Raw genomic sequence first — 16,012 nt, forward strand, 5'->3', positions numbered from 1 at the left:
AATGATCGCACAACTGAGGGATTCTACCGGCGGAATAAGGGGGTTGGGTAAGGTGAATAAAATTTATCTCGACAATACGAATTTGATATACGCCTTGGCAAACGATCATTCAAATAGAGGAAATATAAGGGAGACGTTTTTTCTGAATCAGCTTCGAGTTAAGTATGACGTCGTCAAATCCCCAGTCGCTGATTTTGTCATTGACGATTACACATTTGAAGTTGGTGGAAAAAATAAAGGATTAAAGCAAATCCAGGGGATTGATAAAGCGTATGTCGTGAAAGACGACATAGAACTGGGATATTTGAACACGATTCCGCTTTGGCAGTTTGGTTTAACGTACTGACATTTGTAACTTATTTGAACTATAAGATTGTAATTATCTCATTTTCAATTTCTTTGTTTTTGAAATGAAATTAACTCCTCCAATTTTGCAATGAATGGTTTTATGCCGGACGCTTTTGAAAACCCGGAGGGTCTGTCTTTCGGAAATGAAGGTATTTTTTGTCTGGGTTGAGCATAATCTGGAGTCTTTGTTTGTTTCACTATCAACGCTACTCGCAGCGAGGACACACGCTGATAATAATGAACTGTGCATAGTCATAATTTTAGACGTAAGGCGAGTTTACTTCATGAATAGGAAGTTCTTTCATGTAACGATTCCGTCCGGCGCGGCATTTGCATGAACGCAAAAGTGGTCCGGCAGGCGTTTGCATTAAAGATTAAGGATCTCCTCATTGTCTTCAATCTCAGAAAGGAGACAGGGAGAAGAAAAATACAAACGGGTTGGTTCCTTAATTGGTTTTGCAACTATTTTCTTAATTTCCTCCTTCTCCGTCGGAGATTCATTGGTTTTGGATTTGTCTATTTCTTTTGCCATTTTCTTTCCTTCCATTTCGTTTTTGCTGTGGCACAGTCCTTATTGTTACTTTGCGTCTTAATAGTGTGAGAAAACCAATTTTCATGAACATCAGTCTTTGAATAGGATAGAATTGTGTCACCATAATGAGCTTCAGCAATAAAGCGTCCATCGATATAATGTAAATCATAATTGTCGGTAATTTCTTTTGGCATAGACTCAATCATCCATTGCAAGTACCTGATGTTATTCACATGCAGATTCGTATCAACATCAAATCGATTTATTCTAAATTCGTTGGCATATTCTCCTGAATCAATTGCCTCAATTTTCATTGAAATATCGTGGTCAATAGATTCTTCATGATCGCTACCCCATTTCTCTTTTATGTCGTCGAATATCTGAATAGGCCTTTTCCTTTGAATGTCAAAGAATACCCAAAGTCCCTTGGCTCGTCCAATGACGCATCCTTGGCCATCATAGATGATATTTTCTCTGATACCTTTAATTTTGGAATAGCTTGACAACCATGTTTTGATCGTAATTTTTTCTTTGTATTTAGGATAACGGTCCATCTCCATCACTCCGGAGAGTAGTACCCACCCAACATTTTGCTCTTCCAGATCATATAAACTATGATTTATCGAGTAACAATGGTCTGCAGCTGCTTCTTCGAGTAGCGTTAAGACGGTCGTTGGAGAAGCTTCTCCGAACTTATTCATTTCAAAATATCTTAGTTGAAATTGTTTTTCAAAATAATTCTGCATCTCTGACCATTTTAATAATCTAACAATAGTGCGACAAAGCTAACGAAAATCTTCTATAAAAAGATATGCGTGTCTTTTTATAGAAATAATTTGTACCTTTACACTGTCACAAACAGAAAGCATAGCCAGTCGTCATGTTAGGAAAAACAACAGAATACGCTATTCGTTCGCTGGTTTACATCTATATTCGAAATTTGAAAGGTGAAAGGCCCGGGTTCAAGGAGATTGCGAGAAATATTGATTCGCCGGAAGGCTTTACCGGGAAAGTACTCCAGATTATCACCGGTGCGGGGTTAGTGTCATCCATGAAAGGAAGGGGAGGCGGTTTTTTCTTCGATAATCCAGACAAGCCCTTAAGCTTGCTGGATATTATCAACGTGACAGAAGGACAGGAGTTTTTCCATAAATGTGGATTTGGCTTAAAATCGTGCGATACCCACAATCCATGTCCGATGCATGATGAATATGTAGCGGTGAGAAAATCATTTTATAGCCTGGTGAATACGCTAACCATACAATCACTGGCTTTTAAGGTCAGTCAAAACAAGGCTGTTTTAAATAGGCTGGAAATAACAGACAGTTCTATAGGATAAAAATGAGAGATTGGATGCACGCTAAGCGTTTTTGAATCTCGAGTCTGTGGGGCTGAAATGTTTTTCGTTATTTCTTAATTAAACACTAATGGAGGTATAAAAGATGAAATACAAAACAATAAACTATGTCCTGCTTCTTCCGGTTTTGATAGGTATATTAACCTCATGCAACCCCTCTCCGAATAATACTAAAGAGTCTGTTTTTGCAGAAGCTCCATTGTTTGATGCTGATAACCTAAAGCATGTTGAGCAGGAGATGGTATCTCCACCGGCACTGCCAAAACATGAACAGGTTTCAGAACGTGATCCAATTGTGGTGGAAGTAACACTTTTTGTTGAAGAAAAGGAGATGGAAATAGCCCCTGGTGTGAAAACCTGGGCCCTCACATTCAACGGAACTGTACCTGGGCCGTTGATTGTTGTCCATCAGAACGACTACGTGGAGTTGACGCTCATAAATGCTGCCACAAACACTATGGTCCACAATATTGATTTTCATGCTGCTACCGGAGCGATGGGAGGCGGAGACATTAGCAATGTTGCTCCGGGGCAACAAGTGACGTTCAGATTTAAAGCGACAAAAGCCGGAGTGTTTGTTTACCATTGTGCTCCCGGCGGCATAATGGTTCCTTTACATGTCGTTTCAGGAATGAATGGGGCGATTATGGTACTTCCGCGGGACGGCTTGAAGGATGAACTGGGTAATCCGGTACACTACGACAAAGCATTCTATATTGCTGAACAAGACTTTTATATTCCGAAAGACGAAAATGGAAATTACAAAGCATATGATTCTCCGGCAGAAGGTTTTCCTGATTTAATCACATCAATGAAGACACTCTTGCCCACACACCTCTTATTCAATGGCAAAATGAACGCATTGACTGGGAACAATGCCCTGAAAGCCAAAGTAGGCGAAAAGGTGCTTTTCATCACGTCACAAGCAAACCGCGATACCCGGATCCACCTTATCGGCGGCCATGCTGATCTTGTTTGGATGGGAGGCTCGTTCAATGATGCACCAGCTACAAATTATGAATCATGGTCTGTTGTCGGCGGATCGGCGGTTGCTGCACTGTATCAATTCCGGCAGCCCGGAACGTATACTTATTTGAATCATAACCTGATCGAGGCAATTCTCTTTGGCGCCATGGCGCAACTAGAGGTGGAGGGGGATTGGAACGATGATTTGATGAAACTAATTAAGGAACCGGAGGCAATACCGTAGAATGGACACAATAAGATGAAATTTTAATTTTAAAAAGGAGACAACGATGGAAACAGAATTTAGTCCTATACCCCCTGACTATTACGACATGTTTTTGGAAGAACAGGAAAAGGAATTCAGCAAAGTATTCTATTTCGGAACGGGAAACGATGTTGAAGAGGCCAAAGGGAAAATTACTGGTTTGGTGAAAACAGATGGATTTAAAAAATATTTGACATTTGATTCCGGCGACAAAGCCCGGGTTGATCGTATTATCACCGTCAATGGGATACCGGGACCCGCCTACGATGAATATGACGCTTACGCGCTGGCTTGCCTAAATTGCAATGTGCAGGCCGATTAGTTTCATTTTTTACTGATTACACTATCATAGAAAGGGCAAGAAAACCGATTCAAAGCATGCTCGAATTATCAGTTTAGACAGAAATACATGTTATAGATACAGCGCATTAAACGCCATGTGAGAGGACATTGAAATGAAAAATATCAACATGACAAAATACTTGGTTGTTGAAGTAAGTTTGGTTTTAATACTGGGCGTATCCCGCAGCTCAACAAACAAAGAGAATAGCCCAAATACAATAACAGAAGAAAGTGCAGTTTCGGAAACTGTGGAAACAAGCCCTAAGCCAACAAAAGCAGTTGCCAGCGTCGGACAGAAATTATATTCTGAAAACGGATGCCTGGTTTGTCATCAATTGAATACAAAGCTGGTTGGACCTTCTATCAAAGATATTGCAGCAGCTTATTCAGGAAATAAAGCAGGATTGATTGCGTATCTGAAAGGAGAAGGCGAAGCCATTGTTGATCCCTCTCAGGCTGCTTTAATGCAACCACAAATTGCTATTACGAAAGCATTGCCTGCAGATGAATTAGAGGCAATGGTTGACTACATTCTTTCAATCAAATAAACAAGAAATTATGAGAAAGATAGCACCACGTATTCTGTTGGCCGTCCTGATTTTGCTATTTGCACTGTTGACGCTTTTTCTTAGTGGCTCCGTCATTTTTGATTTGTTTGGTATCAGAGCCAAAGAGGGAAATTATGTACTGCTTGTAGTTTGGGCAAACTTTATCAGTAGTTTGCTATATTTAGTAGCAGCCTATGGCCTTGTTGTGCAAAAAAAATGGCCGTATAAAATCCTAATTATTTCTGTTGCCATTTTATCTGCCGCGCTTGCAGGCCTTTTTATTCATATTGACCAAGGTGGTTGGTATGAAACAAAAACCATTGGAGCGATGATTTTCAGAATTTGTGTTACCCTTGTATTTACGTTTTTTTCCTATCGCCAATTAAAAATGAGAAAACAATCCATCATACTATTGTTGTTTTAAGAATAGCCCAACTCTGCTTTTCCATTCTCTGTGAGTCTTTCTATTGAACAGGCAGGCTCCCATACAAGGTTAATGTTGATCTCAGAACCAGGGTAATTGTTTTCAAGTGTTTGTTGTGCATCTTCAATAATGATCCCTCCCATGGGGCATCCGGGAGAAGTGAGCGTCAGTGTAACATCAATCTGTCTGCCCTGGGCATCGAAAGTTACGCCATATACCAAACCCAGGTCAATAATATTCACCATCAACTCAGGATCGAGAACCTTTTTGAGCATTTCAAGTATTTTCTTTTCTTCATCAGTATCCAACACTTTTTTCAGACATGCGTAGATGTGAAAGAACTAGGCGTTTAAGGTGCTGCAATTGATTTACCTGTTTGAATCAATCAAACGCACGTTGAATAATTTCGCAAGGGTAATAACGGTCAGCAAAAATATTCGAGCAAGATGTTGCAGGATTAAATATTTTGCCCTTTCTTTGTTAGTGAATACAAACTAACCTAAATTGTATTGTTTTTACATAGGCAGAATTAATTAATTTACAATCCACATGAGTATCACAAAAATATTTTTAATAATAATCATCGGACTACTGATCATACCAACAACTATTCAAGCCCAGTCTACACTCAATATTGGGATTCTTAAGGATGCAGATATCAATGAATTTGAACTTCTCAGCAACCAATTGAAGCTTGAGATAGAAGCACTAACCGAGAGTGGTGACCGAGTGACTTTTCAAGAAGTGACTTCAGCGTGGGATTACGAAGTGGCAACACAGCACTTGCAAACTTTTTTTAGTGATCCAAATATCGATATCATTGTCACCCTTGGATTCCTGTCTTCTGACGCAGCCGCAAATCTATCTTCTTATCCAAAGCCGGTCATCGCGTCTACCATTTTGGACCAGGAACTTCAGAAATTGCCAGTGGGTACAGATCAAGGATCCGGAATTGATAATTTTTCCTACATCGAATCATGGATTCGCTTAAAAAGCGATCTGTTGGACTTTCACAATGTGTTTAATTTCAAACATCTGGCTATTATACTTCCCCAGGCAATATATGAACAGTTTGCTCCGATAAGCCAGTTGCTTAAATCGGAGTCCGATGGGTTTGATGTCATCTTTGTTCCAGTTGAAGGTAAAGAGCAAGTGTCATCAAAGCTGCCATCGAACATCGATGCTGCCTATGTATTTCCATTGATTCGACATTCACAACCGGAAATTGAAGACTTCTTTGCAGAATTGAACAACCAACAAATCCCTTCGTTGGCCATAACCGGAATTCGTTATCTGGAACATGGTGCCACCTTAACCTTTACTCCACAGTTCTCCTTGCAGCAAATGGCCCGACAAGTTGCCTTACATGTGGGAAAGGTCAGAAGAGGGACTAATCTTGCCCAAATTCCAATTGCCATAAACAGAGAAATACGCCCGCCTGTTGTCAATATGGAATCCCTAAGGAAAATTGATCAGGTTCCGAGATGGGAAGTGCTGGAAGATGCTATTTTGATGAACGTAGCAAAGATTCCTGGAGAGGAATTAAGCCTTCGTCACGCCATTGCCATAGTATTGGAGAACAACCTAAAAGGAAAGATCACCAATCAGGATTTATTGATTGCACAAAAGGACGTCCGAATTGCCCAGTCTACCATTCTTCCGCAAATCGAGCTATCAGGAACAGGAGCTCAGCTAAGTCAGAACCTGGTTGAAGCCTCCATGGGGCAAAAGGGAGAATTTACCGTCACCGGATCAGCTTCGTTGAAACAAGTGATCTATTCGGAAGCGGCTTTTGCAAACATTGCCATAAAGAAACTTGCAGCCGAAAATATGGAGCAGTACAATAAGCAAGTCACACTTGATCTCGTTCTGGATGTCTCCACAGCCTATATTGCCTTACTTTTTGCAAAAAGCAATCTTCAAATAAAAAACGAGAATGTTTATACGACTTTACAAAACCTGGAAATGGCAAAATCAAAGGAAGAAACTGGTGAAGGAAGTGTATCTGATGTGAATCGGTGGACAAGTGAACTGAACCTGAATAAAATTGATTTGAATGATGCGCAATCGAAATACAAGTCAGCGATGTACCAGCTGAACGAATTGCTTAATGCACCCATCAGCAGCTCTATTGCCACACCTGACTCGGTTGACCTAACGGAAACCATTGTACTCAATCAAAAGGTATTAGCCTGGTATTTCAATAACTCGAACTTGACTGAAAAGTATGCTGACTTTCTTGTCGACGAAATGTATAAGTATTCACCCGAGTTGCAGCAACTTCAGACTGCAAGTAAAATTGTTGATCGTCAGAAGTCCATGCAAATCAGGCAGCTTTTTCTGCCCGAAGTCGCACTGATTGGGAATGCCGACCAGGCATTTGTCCGGGAAGGTGTAATCGCCAATCCACAACTGCCGGTTCCGCCGCCCCCTGATGACATTACCTGGAACCTGGGCTTACGACTGATTATTCCAATTTTCGAGGGTGGAAGAAAGAAAACAGAATTGCAACGTTCGGAAATTGAACAAGATAAAATTGCCTGGCAGAAAGAGGACCTGCTCAACAAAATTGAGAAAGGCATCCGCTCAAATGTTCAATTAATGAATGCTTCCTATAAGGAGTTAGATTTGTCGCAGAAAGCAGCGCAAGCCGCAGAAGATAATTTTAGGCTCATACAGAATGCCTATTCTCTTGGCGCTGCCAACGTCATTCAATTAATTGATGCCCAAAATGTAATGACAAGAACCAAGCACATGGCAACAAATGCATACCATCAATATATTCTAGACTTTATTCATACCGAACGTCTGCAGGGAAAGTTTTCGTTTTTAGATGCTGACATGGAGCGAGATATGTATACGAGTCGATTGCTAAACTATTTAAACGAAGAAGAATGAAAGTGTATCAAGTTGTTTTAATCGCCCTGCTCCTGATGAGCTGTAGTGGAAAAAAGGACGCAAATGAAACTATACGCCCTGTATTTTATCAGAAAGTTGAGAAAACCACAACTTCTCAAAATCGCTCATTCTCCGGAGTTTCACAAGCTGCGAAAGAGGCAAAACTGAGTTTCAAGGTAGGAGGAACAATCGATCAGCTGAATGTTGAGTTAGGCGATGTCGTAAAAAAAGGCACAGTCATTGCCAGTTTAGATACTTCGGATTACCTCATCAACTACAACAAAGCAATTCTTTCGCTCCGAAATGCAGAAGTGCAATATTCAGCAGCACATTCAGGCTTTCAAAGAGTTGAAAAACTTTATGCTGGCAATAATGCCTCATTAACAGATTATGAAAAATCAAAAGCACAGTTCGAGTCGGCTGAAGCGATGGTAAAAACAGCGCAATCACAAGTGAAAGCTGCTAAAAACCAACTAGACTATACTCGCCTGGTCGCTCCTTTTGATGGAACAATATCCGCTATTTTAGCTGATGAAAACGAAATGACCAGCGCGGGCCGCCCAATCGTCGTATTCTCTTCAACCAGTAATATTGAGGTTAGGACCTCCATTCCTGAGAACATGATTAATCAAATTGAAAAAGGCCAGTTGGTTACCGTCAGTTTTATTACTTTGCCAGGAGAATCTTTCCAGGGAATGGTAAATGAGATCAGTCCGGGAACCCAAGGTGCTTCTTCGTATCCGGTAATCATTCAAATATCCGAGCCATCAACGGGCTTACTACCCGGAATGACAGGCAACATTCAAATTCCACTGCATGAAGACAAGGCTCATGGAACTATCATTGTCACACCGGATGCAATTAGTCATGATCAGGATGGCGATTTTGTTTTTCTCGCCGATAAAAGCAATGAACCTGGCCTGTATGTTGTCACCAAAAGAGTTGTCAATCTTGGTGATCTAACTTCTTCGGGGTATGAAGTCACAAACGGATTGAAAGACGGAGAGATTGTTATTACTGCCGGCATCCGCTTTCTGTACGAGGGAAGAACAGTGAAGTTAATCGATCAGGCGAAATAATAAACCTAGACACAGCAGATATGAACCTTACCCGAATAACCTTAAATAATAACCGGATCACAATTATCGCCATTCTGATTGTGGCCTTTATAGGCGTTGCCAACTATTTTCAACTGGAGCGGGATAGTATGCCGCCTTATACGATCAGGATGGCGACAGTGGTTACAAAATTTCCGGGAGCCTCTCCGCAGGAAGTTGAATCCCTGGTGACGGATCCATTGGAAGAAGCTATTCGCGAAATGGCTGAAGTTAAGACAATTGAAAGTGAATCGCGGAACGGACTTTCGGTGATCACCGTGGAGCTTATTTCGCAGGTCAACAAAGGTCAACTTCAAGCTGTTTGGGAAAATCTCCGGAATAAGGTCGATGATGTAAAACCCACTCTTCCTTCAGGTATTTTTGGTCCAATTGTAAAGAATGAAGATATTGGGACCGTTTTCGGAATTATCTTGGGAGTAACGGGTGACGGAGTTCCTTACAATCAATTGGAAGACTACGCAAAAGAAGTCCGCGAACAATTGTTATATCTTCCCGATGCTGCGAAAGTGAAATATGGTGGTGTTCAGGAAGAACGGATTTTTGTTGAATTTGATGACAAGCAATTGGCTCGTTATGGGTTAAATGCCAGCAAGCTTCGAAATATTGTATCTGCAACCAACATTTTATATCCCGGTGGTGAAATTAACATGGGGCGTAAGCGCATTGTTCTTGAACCTTCGGGTAGCTTTGAAACCCTGGATGATCTGAAAAAAATTCTAATTCCAACGGCAAATGGAGCTCCCTTATTTTTAGAAGACATCACGACAAATATTTACCAAGACTATATAACTCCACGTGAAAAGATTGTGAAAATAAATGGACAACCTGCCATTGCCCTTTTCATCTCGTTAAAGGACGGGGCCAATATTGTGCGGCTGGGGGAAGATGTAGACAGAGCCCTGACACGAATTAACAGTACCCTGCCCATAGGTGTAGAGGTTGTTCGATCAGCGTCTCAGGATCAGGTGGTGAGTGGACAGGTTAATGACTTTTTGATCAACTTGCTGCAGAGCGTGGTAATCGTTCTTGCAGTGATGCTTTTCTTTTTAGGATTTAGAACGGGCTCGCTGGTGGCAGCACTGTTGCCCATGGTTATTCTGTCAACTTTTTTCTTCCTGGGATTGCTCAACCTGGGATTAAATAAAGTATCGCTGGCAGCGCTAATCATCTCGCTTGGTTTATTGGTCGACAACGGCATTGTGATGGCAGAATCCATCCTGGTAAACATGGAAAATGGAATGAGCACCTTTAAAGCAAGTGTCTACTCCTGTAAAGTGTTAATCATCCCGTTGTTAATTTCTTCACTAACCACTGCATCAGCCTTCTTGCCGTTTGCCTTAGCCCAAACACCCATGGGAGAAATTTCGTCCCCCTTATTCTGGGTGGTCAGTCTAACACTTTTAAGTTCGTGGCTACTTGCATTTACATTTATTCCCTTGTTGGCGATGCTTATTATAAAAGGCAACTCGACAACCAACACCAAGAAAGAAAATGCAGTTGACCGAAACATGAAAAAAATTAATCTATGGTATAACAGCTTGCTGTTTCGTGTCCTAAAAAAACCATTTGTATTTTTAGGATTTATTGCGGCATTATTTATCACCTCGTTGCTGATGATACCACTATTGCCTTTTAAACTGGTGCCGGACAGCGATCGGAACCTGGTAACGGTTGACATTAAATTTCCTTCAGGTACGCAAATTGAGTATACAGAAAAAGCCGTGAATGATATTGAGAATTACATTCTGGGTTCTCTTTTCGTGGATCCCGGGACAACAAAAAGGCCTGGAGTTATTGATTTTTCATCGTTTATTGGTGAAGGTCCGGAACCCTACGATCTGGGGTATTTTAAAGATGAAGCCAATTCCAATTACGCACATATGTTGCTAAATACGACGGGTGATGTCGACAACGACTACATCATTGCCAAAGTTGATAGTTTTTGCCTCAATCATATTCCCGACGCCGATATTCGGGTAAACCGGCTGACAGGTGCCGGTGCATCCGGAACGCCGGTTGAAATCCGCATTTCCGGGGAAGATCAGGAGCAACTGGCTGTTTTGTCGGAAAAGGTAAAAGAAAAGCTGGTTACAATAGAAGGGGCAAAAAACATTACCGACGATTGGGGACCAAAGATTAATAAGCTCATTGTAGATATCCATCCTGATAAAGCCAAACGGGTGGGGTTGACCAATATGGAGATTGCCATGGCTTTAAATACAGGACTGTCAGGTATGAAGATAGACGACTTTCGGGAAGACAGCGAACGTATCCCAATCTACATGAAGAATGACAAGAATAAGGAGCACGATATAAGTTCCGTCAAAGCCTTTAGTATTTATTCCGAGACAATGCGTCAAAATGTTACGCTGGCTCAGGTAGCCGATGTTAGGATGGATTGGGAATTTTCAAAAGTGATCCGAAAAGATTTAAAGAAAACCAGAACGGTAGGTACTTATTTGCAGTCAGGGTATAACGCCTCTGACATTTTTGAAGCTATTGGTCCATGGATGAAAGAGCAAAAGGCATCTTGGGATCCTGGCTACGATTACGAGTTTGGTGGCGAAGATGAAGATACGAATGAGAATCTTGGGGCAATTTTTTCAAATTTACCTCTGGCGTTTTCTCTCATTTTATTGCTTTTGGTACTTCAGTTTAACTCCATAAGGAAATCTGGGATTATTGTTCTGGCAATTCCTCTCGGAATGATTGGAGTAGTCATCGGGTGGTTTGTCGGCGGCTCGTTTGTGAGTTTCTTTGGGATTCTGGGAGTAATTGCGCTTGCCGGAATTGTGGTAAATAATGCCATCATTCTCATTGACCGGATCGATGTGGAAATAGCTGAAAATCCGGAAATAGACCGGCGAGATGCCATCCTTAAGGCTGCAAACAATCGTTTCAGACCGGTCATTTTAACAACATTAACGACATCACTCGGAATGCTACCTCTTCTTTTCGGCGGTGGACTGCTGTGGGAACCTTTAACCCTGGCGATTATCTTCGGACTATTTTTTGCAACAATCATTACGTTACTTTTTGTCCCCGTTCTTTATCGTCTTTTCTTCAAAGTGCCCTTCGGGGATTATGAGTTCAACAGGGAGATACTGGAACACTGATGAGTTTTACAAAAAGAAAACTTGGCATTACTTCGAGGTAATAAATAAGTTCGCTTTCAATTGAAAAATCAATGACACGTTGACGTGTGCTTATATTACTGCGTGGGCTGTGGAAAAGCTTGAAAATTTTAAAGCACAGACCGTGGCGAGTGGTGGGTATTGAGTCTTTGAGGTATAGAGATAGAAGAGGTCAGGGAAATACGTTTCAAAACAATGATCTGATGGGACGCGCATGGTATTTATAGCAATTTCATCTGATGATTTTTTCCTGAAATGTCTGAACATCAAATCAAAATCCTCAAAATAATTTACCGAAAAGTTGGAAACTAAAAAAATATAGGCTTTCTTTGTTAGTGAATGTTTACTAACTATAAAATGAGCTATTTGATTTGCAGTCTAAAGGAGTGGATTTATTTCAAACGCTAAGAGGGTTTCTGTGGGCACTGCATGTTTGAAATTATAGTGATGCAGGTAGACACGACTGAGCCAATCACTTTATGGGTATTTGTTGAGTTGCTCATCGCCAAAATGAAAGTCAACGGGGCAGTAACCTGAACCAACTATTCAATAGACATTACAGATTGATCGTTTTCAATATAATAAGCTATGCGTGTGAAGTTAGTTAGTTTTAACTAATAAAATAAAGACGATGGAAAGACATGATGAAGAAATTATCGCTCAAGTTGGAAAAATAATCGTTAAATCCGGAATAGAATCCTTGTCTCCGGAAAGACTAGCCCGTGATTTGAATATCGACCAACAGACCCTTCCTTGTCATTGTGAAACAACAGAGGAAATTCTACTCACGATGTTAGAAAGTTTAGAGCGTGAATTGAATCAATTGGTAAATACGGCCAAACAACAGAATTTTTCGTCAGAGAAAGAACTGAACTATCTCTTTAAAAACCTTTACTTCTTATTTAATACCAAACCATATTATCTAACCTTAATTTTTTCAGCAGAACTATTAAATAAAAGTCCTGAGATACAAGAGCTGTTATGGAGAATAAAGATTGGAGCCAAGCACTACTTATTGCAAATAATAAATCATGGACAAGAAGACAAAGTATTTAAGTCCACGCGAACTGCCAAGTCGCTGGCGGTTAGTATTCTGGGGAGCTTCCGCCTATTTATGAATCAACAACGGCTCCTCAATAAAATGGTCAGCGAAACTCAGGCCATTAAGAACAAGTCACCCGCAGATTAGTAGCTGCGGAACAGCTGAAACGCACGATACTGTTTATTCATCTGGGCACCTATATGTTTAATTCAAAATAAGGAATTACAAGGCCAACGAGGACGTCCGCAATGTCAGTCTGGAGAGCTCGTTGGGTTCAGACAAATCACACCAAAGTTGAATTCAAATTAAAATTTAGAATTATGAAAAGATCATTGTCAGCGAGAAACATCGCCATCGGCCTATTATTTGCCCTAATCGGATTGAGCTACTCTTTTCGAATCCCTTCAAAAGAAGGTAACCATTCACTATCGGTAAATGTCGAGAGTCTCAGAAACTCGGAAGGACATGTCATGTTTGTTTTGTATAACACCCAAGACGCACTTCCCGACAAAGAATTAAATAAGTACTTCAAGAAAACCCAGGGATCAATTTCCGAAGGGAGCTCGACTGTAACCTTTCATGAACTTATTCCAGGAGAGTATGCTGTAAACATTTTCCATGATGAAAATAATGATGGTAAAATTGAAAAGGGATTTTTTTTGCCTAAAGAAGGACTGGGATTTTCCAACTATCAATCGATTGGTCCGACCAACAAGCCATCGTTTGATAAGGCGTCGTTCAAGTTGACAGGAGACACCACGATTCAAGTTAAGATCATCTATTTCAAATAGGCATTCATAAATCCTATATCTTCATATCACACAATTATTAGTCATGAAATTCTATCAAAATGAGTCCATTAGTTAAAAAGGATGAAAAGATCCTTGATTCAGCCATAGTCATCTTCTTTCAAAAAGGATTTGCCGGCGCAAGGCTAAGTGAGATTGCACAACATGCCAAAGTCAGCAAGGCATCGATTCATTATTACTACCGCTCTAAGGAAAATTTATTTGAAGCTGTAATGAATAAAATAATCGATATCATCTTTGAAAACGTAGAAGTTATATCGCAAGGAAACACGAATCTTTTCGACTTAATCGATGAATTTGTTTCTAAGGTACTGAACGTGTTTGCCATCCATCCATATTTGCCTTCATTCATACTCAATGGATTAAACACGAATCAGCAGGTCTCCAGTATCATCAGTGAACTAAGCGAAATTTTTGTCAGTAAATTTGAAAGAGAAATCATTCTTGCGGAAGAAAAAGGATTGATCAATCCGATTGATCCGAAATATCTTTTCACAAGCATACTGTCGCTTTCCGCGTTCTCAATTATCAACAACCAGTTCTATTATCAAGACTCTCAGAATCAATCTGACGCTGATTCAAACCTTGAAAACCAAAAGTATTTGATATCGAGCTTCATCGTTCATAGCCTGCTTAAACAGGAAAAAGTCAGCTAGCATGCCCTTGCGTTGTAGCTGAAAATTATACGCACGTTACGTAAATTGAATCTATAATCAGAAAAAGACATGAAAGACTCCGGATATAAAATTTTAATGTTAGTAATTCTCTTAACAACCGCAAACTGTATTTTTGGACAGGACATAAATCTATCGGGAATTATTACTGAGAAGGGAACTCAACAACCAATCAAAGCCGCCAGTGTCCTGTTCGAAACAACAACGATCGGAACAATTTCAGATGTCAATGGGAATTACAAACTATGGACCAATGATTCCGCCAGGAACGTGGTTTTCTCGGCACCAGGTTATGAACAAGTTGTCATTTCTTTGGACTCTATAAGCGGTACTACGTTTAATGTTGAATTAACCAAAAAGATGACTCCAGCAAACAAGCTCAAAGCTCATCCGCAAGAAAAAAAAAACAAGGGAGAGCCGAGGATAGGTCAATGAATCGGACTCCTTCCCATCATTAGGTGCTGGACTTATTGTGTACAATTTCGATAGGATTGTATCTTGATGCTATCCTTTAACGATGGTGCCTTGGAGTAATTGAGTTTTTTAAGATAATATAGATGGATGCCTTTTCTTCGAACTGACAAAGGTTTTTAAATTTGCTGAAAATTTTTAATTGTTGAGTCCAATATACTTGAAAGTTAGTATTTATTAACTAACTTCGTGCCTTTGTAAGAAAGATCAAAAGAGTAAATAGCGAGCCTATGCAGACAGCAAGACAACAGGAAATTATTGAAACCGCACTCGGACTAATCAATGAGAATGGTATTCAAAACCTAACGATAAAAAACCTATCGAAAAAGTTGGGGATTACCGAACCAGCCATCTATCGACATTTTGAGAATAAAATACAGATACTGGTTTCCATTCTTGATTTGATGAAACAAAACAGCAACGACATATTTTCTTCTGAATTAAAATCAGAAAAATCGGCTGTTCAAAAAATTGAACAACTATTTAAAAAACATTTCAGATCATTTTCAGAAATGCCTTCACTGGCTTCGGTTGTATTTTCTGAAGAAATGTTTCGCAATGAGAAAGTACTTATAGAAAAAATTTCTGAGCTAATTGAGCAGAATAACAAAATACTGCTGACCATTTTAAATGAAGGCCAAAACAACAACGAGTTACGTAACGATATTGAGGCGGCTCATTTAGCCGTCATCATTATGGGAGCTCTTCGTTTATTTGTAAAGAAGTGGCAAATCTCGGGATTTACTTTTGACCTGCAGGTTGAAGGCAATAAATTAATTCAATCAGTTAAACTTATAATTTCGAAATAATGAAAATAGCAGAAGTTCATAAAACTCCAATTGTTGAAACACCGCATAAAGTGGATGTGCGCAAACTGTACGACAGTGAAAGTGCCCAGGCCATGCACATTACACTGCAGCCTGGTGAATCATTAAAACCGCACATCACTCCAGTTGACGTTTTCTTTTACATTCTAGAAGGTACCCCGGATGTGAGAGTAGGCGATGAAACCATCCCGGTGCGAAAAGACAGCCTGGTCGAAAGTCCGAAAGGTATCGTTCATTGCCTGTTGAATCACTCGGAC

16 protein-coding genes and 1 pseudogene are annotated in these 16,012 nt (G+C 40.2%); 15 read left to right on the forward strand and 2 right to left on the reverse strand.

Annotated features, from left to right (window positions below; all coding sequences use genetic code 11):
• Positions 1–346: pseudogene (locus tag AAC033_RS15140) on the forward strand (AAA family ATPase); the annotation flags it as partial.
• 518 nt (positions 347–864) lie between these two features.
• Here AAC033_RS15140 and AAC033_RS15145 read toward each other — a convergent pair.
• Positions 865–1,626, reverse strand: a complete 762-nt coding sequence (locus AAC033_RS15145; protein WP_339739606.1) for an acyl-ACP thioesterase domain-containing protein — start codon at positions 1,624–1,626, stop codon at positions 865–867.
• Positions 1,627–1,760: 134 nt separating this feature from the next.
• Here AAC033_RS15145 and AAC033_RS15150 point away from each other — a divergent pair, with 134 nt between their 5' ends.
• The 5 genes from AAC033_RS15150 to AAC033_RS15170 all read left to right on the forward strand — a co-directional run bounded on the left by AAC033_RS15150 (position 1,761) and on the right by AAC033_RS15170 (position 4,782).
• Positions 1,761–2,219 carry an Rrf2 family transcriptional regulator gene (locus AAC033_RS15150; RefSeq protein ID WP_339739608.1) on the forward strand — a complete coding sequence of 153 codons (459 nt, stop codon included), beginning with the start codon at positions 1,761–1,763 and terminating at the stop codon, positions 2,217–2,219.
• 103 nt (positions 2,220–2,322) lie between these two features.
• Positions 2,323–3,447: a copper-containing nitrite reductase gene (gene nirK / locus AAC033_RS15155; RefSeq protein ID WP_339739610.1), complete on the forward strand. Its 1,125-nt coding sequence runs from the start codon at positions 2,323–2,325 to the stop codon at positions 3,445–3,447.
• Positions 3,448–3,493: 46 nt separating this feature from the next.
• Complete coding sequence (locus tag AAC033_RS15160) at positions 3,494–3,790, forward strand: hypothetical protein (RefSeq protein ID WP_339739612.1); 297 nt, start codon at positions 3,494–3,496, stop codon at positions 3,788–3,790.
• 148 nt (positions 3,791–3,938) lie between these two features.
• Positions 3,939–4,358, forward strand: a complete 420-nt coding sequence (locus tag AAC033_RS15165; protein WP_339739614.1) for a c-type cytochrome — start codon at positions 3,939–3,941, stop codon at positions 4,356–4,358.
• A 10-nt stretch (positions 4,359–4,368) separates the two neighbouring features.
• Entirely contained in the window at positions 4,369–4,782 is a 414-nt protein-coding gene (locus tag AAC033_RS15170) for a hypothetical protein (protein ID WP_339739616.1), read from the forward strand.
• Here the strand turns inward: AAC033_RS15170 and AAC033_RS15175 are convergent.
• Positions 4,779–5,093, reverse strand: a complete 315-nt coding sequence (locus tag AAC033_RS15175; RefSeq protein ID WP_339739618.1) for a metal-sulfur cluster assembly factor — start codon at positions 5,091–5,093, stop codon at positions 4,779–4,781. The two genes, AAC033_RS15170 and AAC033_RS15175, sit on opposite strands and share 4 nt — an antisense overlap.
• 238 nt (positions 5,094–5,331) lie before the next feature.
• Here AAC033_RS15175 and AAC033_RS15180 point away from each other — a divergent pair, with 238 nt between their 5' ends.
• The 9 genes from AAC033_RS15180 to AAC033_RS15220 form a co-directional block, all read left to right on the forward strand.
• Positions 5,332–7,680, forward strand: coding sequence for a TolC family protein (locus tag AAC033_RS15180; protein WP_339739620.1), 2,349 nt, complete (start codon positions 5,332–5,334; stop codon positions 7,678–7,680).
• The gene (locus AAC033_RS15185) at positions 7,677–8,759 is read left to right on the forward strand and encodes an efflux RND transporter periplasmic adaptor subunit (RefSeq protein WP_339739622.1); all 1,083 of its coding nucleotides are present in this window, start codon (positions 7,677–7,679) and stop codon (positions 8,757–8,759) included. The genes AAC033_RS15180 and AAC033_RS15185 overlap by 4 nt, the downstream gene beginning before the upstream one ends.
• A 20-nt stretch (positions 8,760–8,779) precedes the next feature.
• Entirely contained in the window at positions 8,780–11,914 is a 3,135-nt protein-coding gene (locus tag AAC033_RS15190; RefSeq protein WP_339739623.1) for an efflux RND transporter permease subunit, read from the forward strand.
• 649 nt (positions 11,915–12,563) lie between these two features.
• Positions 12,564–13,121: a hypothetical protein gene (locus tag AAC033_RS15195; RefSeq protein WP_339739624.1), complete on the forward strand. Its 558-nt coding sequence runs from the start codon at positions 12,564–12,566 to the stop codon at positions 13,119–13,121.
• A 173-nt stretch (positions 13,122–13,294) separates the two neighbouring features.
• On the forward strand, positions 13,295–13,765 hold the full coding sequence (locus tag AAC033_RS15200) for a DUF2141 domain-containing protein (protein WP_339739625.1): 471 nt from the start codon (positions 13,295–13,297) through the stop codon (positions 13,763–13,765).
• 59 nt (positions 13,766–13,824) lie between these two features.
• Entirely contained in the window at positions 13,825–14,439 is a 615-nt protein-coding gene (locus AAC033_RS15205) for a TetR/AcrR family transcriptional regulator (protein WP_339739627.1), read from the forward strand.
• A gap of 69 nt (positions 14,440–14,508) precedes the next feature.
• Complete coding sequence (locus AAC033_RS15210; RefSeq protein WP_339739629.1) at positions 14,509–14,892, forward strand: carboxypeptidase-like regulatory domain-containing protein; 384 nt, start codon at positions 14,509–14,511, stop codon at positions 14,890–14,892.
• A 266-nt stretch (positions 14,893–15,158) separates the two neighbouring features.
• Positions 15,159–15,737: a TetR/AcrR family transcriptional regulator gene (locus AAC033_RS15215; RefSeq protein ID WP_339739631.1), complete on the forward strand. Its 579-nt coding sequence runs from the start codon at positions 15,159–15,161 to the stop codon at positions 15,735–15,737.
• The coding region (locus tag AAC033_RS15220; protein ID WP_339739633.1) for a cupin domain-containing protein at positions 15,737–16,012 on the forward strand (276 nt) is incomplete at its 3' end. The genes AAC033_RS15215 and AAC033_RS15220, both read left to right, overlap by 1 nt.

It is taken from the genome of uncultured Sunxiuqinia sp., from assembly GCF_963974515.1.
Classification (GTDB): domain Bacteria; phylum Bacteroidota; class Bacteroidia; order Bacteroidales; family Prolixibacteraceae; genus Sunxiuqinia.

What these genes read in the sequence shown, in the direction of transcription:
- AAC033_RS15205 (WP_339739627.1), top strand. Translation starts at nt 13,825, where the DNA reads ATGAGTCCATTAGTTAAAAAGGATGAAAAGATCCTTGATTCAGCCATA.
- AAC033_RS15215 (WP_339739631.1), top strand. Translation starts at nt 15,159, where the DNA reads ATGCAGACAGCAAGACAACAGGAAATTATTGAAACCGCACTCGGACTA.
- AAC033_RS15195 (WP_339739624.1), top strand. Translation starts at nt 12,564, where the DNA reads ATGGAAAGACATGATGAAGAAATTATCGCTCAAGTTGGAAAAATAATC.
- AAC033_RS15170 (WP_339739616.1), top strand. Translation starts at nt 4,369, where the DNA reads ATGAGAAAGATAGCACCACGTATTCTGTTGGCCGTCCTGATTTTGCTA.
- AAC033_RS15200 (WP_339739625.1), top strand. Translation starts at nt 13,295, where the DNA reads ATGAAAAGATCATTGTCAGCGAGAAACATCGCCATCGGCCTATTATTT.
- nirK (WP_339739610.1), top strand. Translation starts at nt 2,323, where the DNA reads ATGAAATACAAAACAATAAACTATGTCCTGCTTCTTCCGGTTTTGATA.
- AAC033_RS15145 (WP_339739606.1), bottom strand. Translation starts at nt 1,626, where the DNA reads ATGCAGAATTATTTTGAAAAACAATTTCAACTAAGATATTTTGAAATG.
- AAC033_RS15160 (WP_339739612.1), top strand. Translation starts at nt 3,494, where the DNA reads ATGGAAACAGAATTTAGTCCTATACCCCCTGACTATTACGACATGTTT.
- AAC033_RS15190 (WP_339739623.1), top strand. Translation starts at nt 8,780, where the DNA reads ATGAACCTTACCCGAATAACCTTAAATAATAACCGGATCACAATTATC.
- AAC033_RS15210 (WP_339739629.1), top strand. Translation starts at nt 14,509, where the DNA reads ATGAAAGACTCCGGATATAAAATTTTAATGTTAGTAATTCTCTTAACA.
- AAC033_RS15150 (WP_339739608.1), top strand. Translation starts at nt 1,761, where the DNA reads ATGTTAGGAAAAACAACAGAATACGCTATTCGTTCGCTGGTTTACATC.
- AAC033_RS15185 (WP_339739622.1), top strand. Translation starts at nt 7,677, where the DNA reads ATGAAAGTGTATCAAGTTGTTTTAATCGCCCTGCTCCTGATGAGCTGT.
- AAC033_RS15180 (WP_339739620.1), top strand. Translation starts at nt 5,332, where the DNA reads ATGAGTATCACAAAAATATTTTTAATAATAATCATCGGACTACTGATC.
- AAC033_RS15165 (WP_339739614.1), top strand. Translation starts at nt 3,939, where the DNA reads ATGACAAAATACTTGGTTGTTGAAGTAAGTTTGGTTTTAATACTGGGC.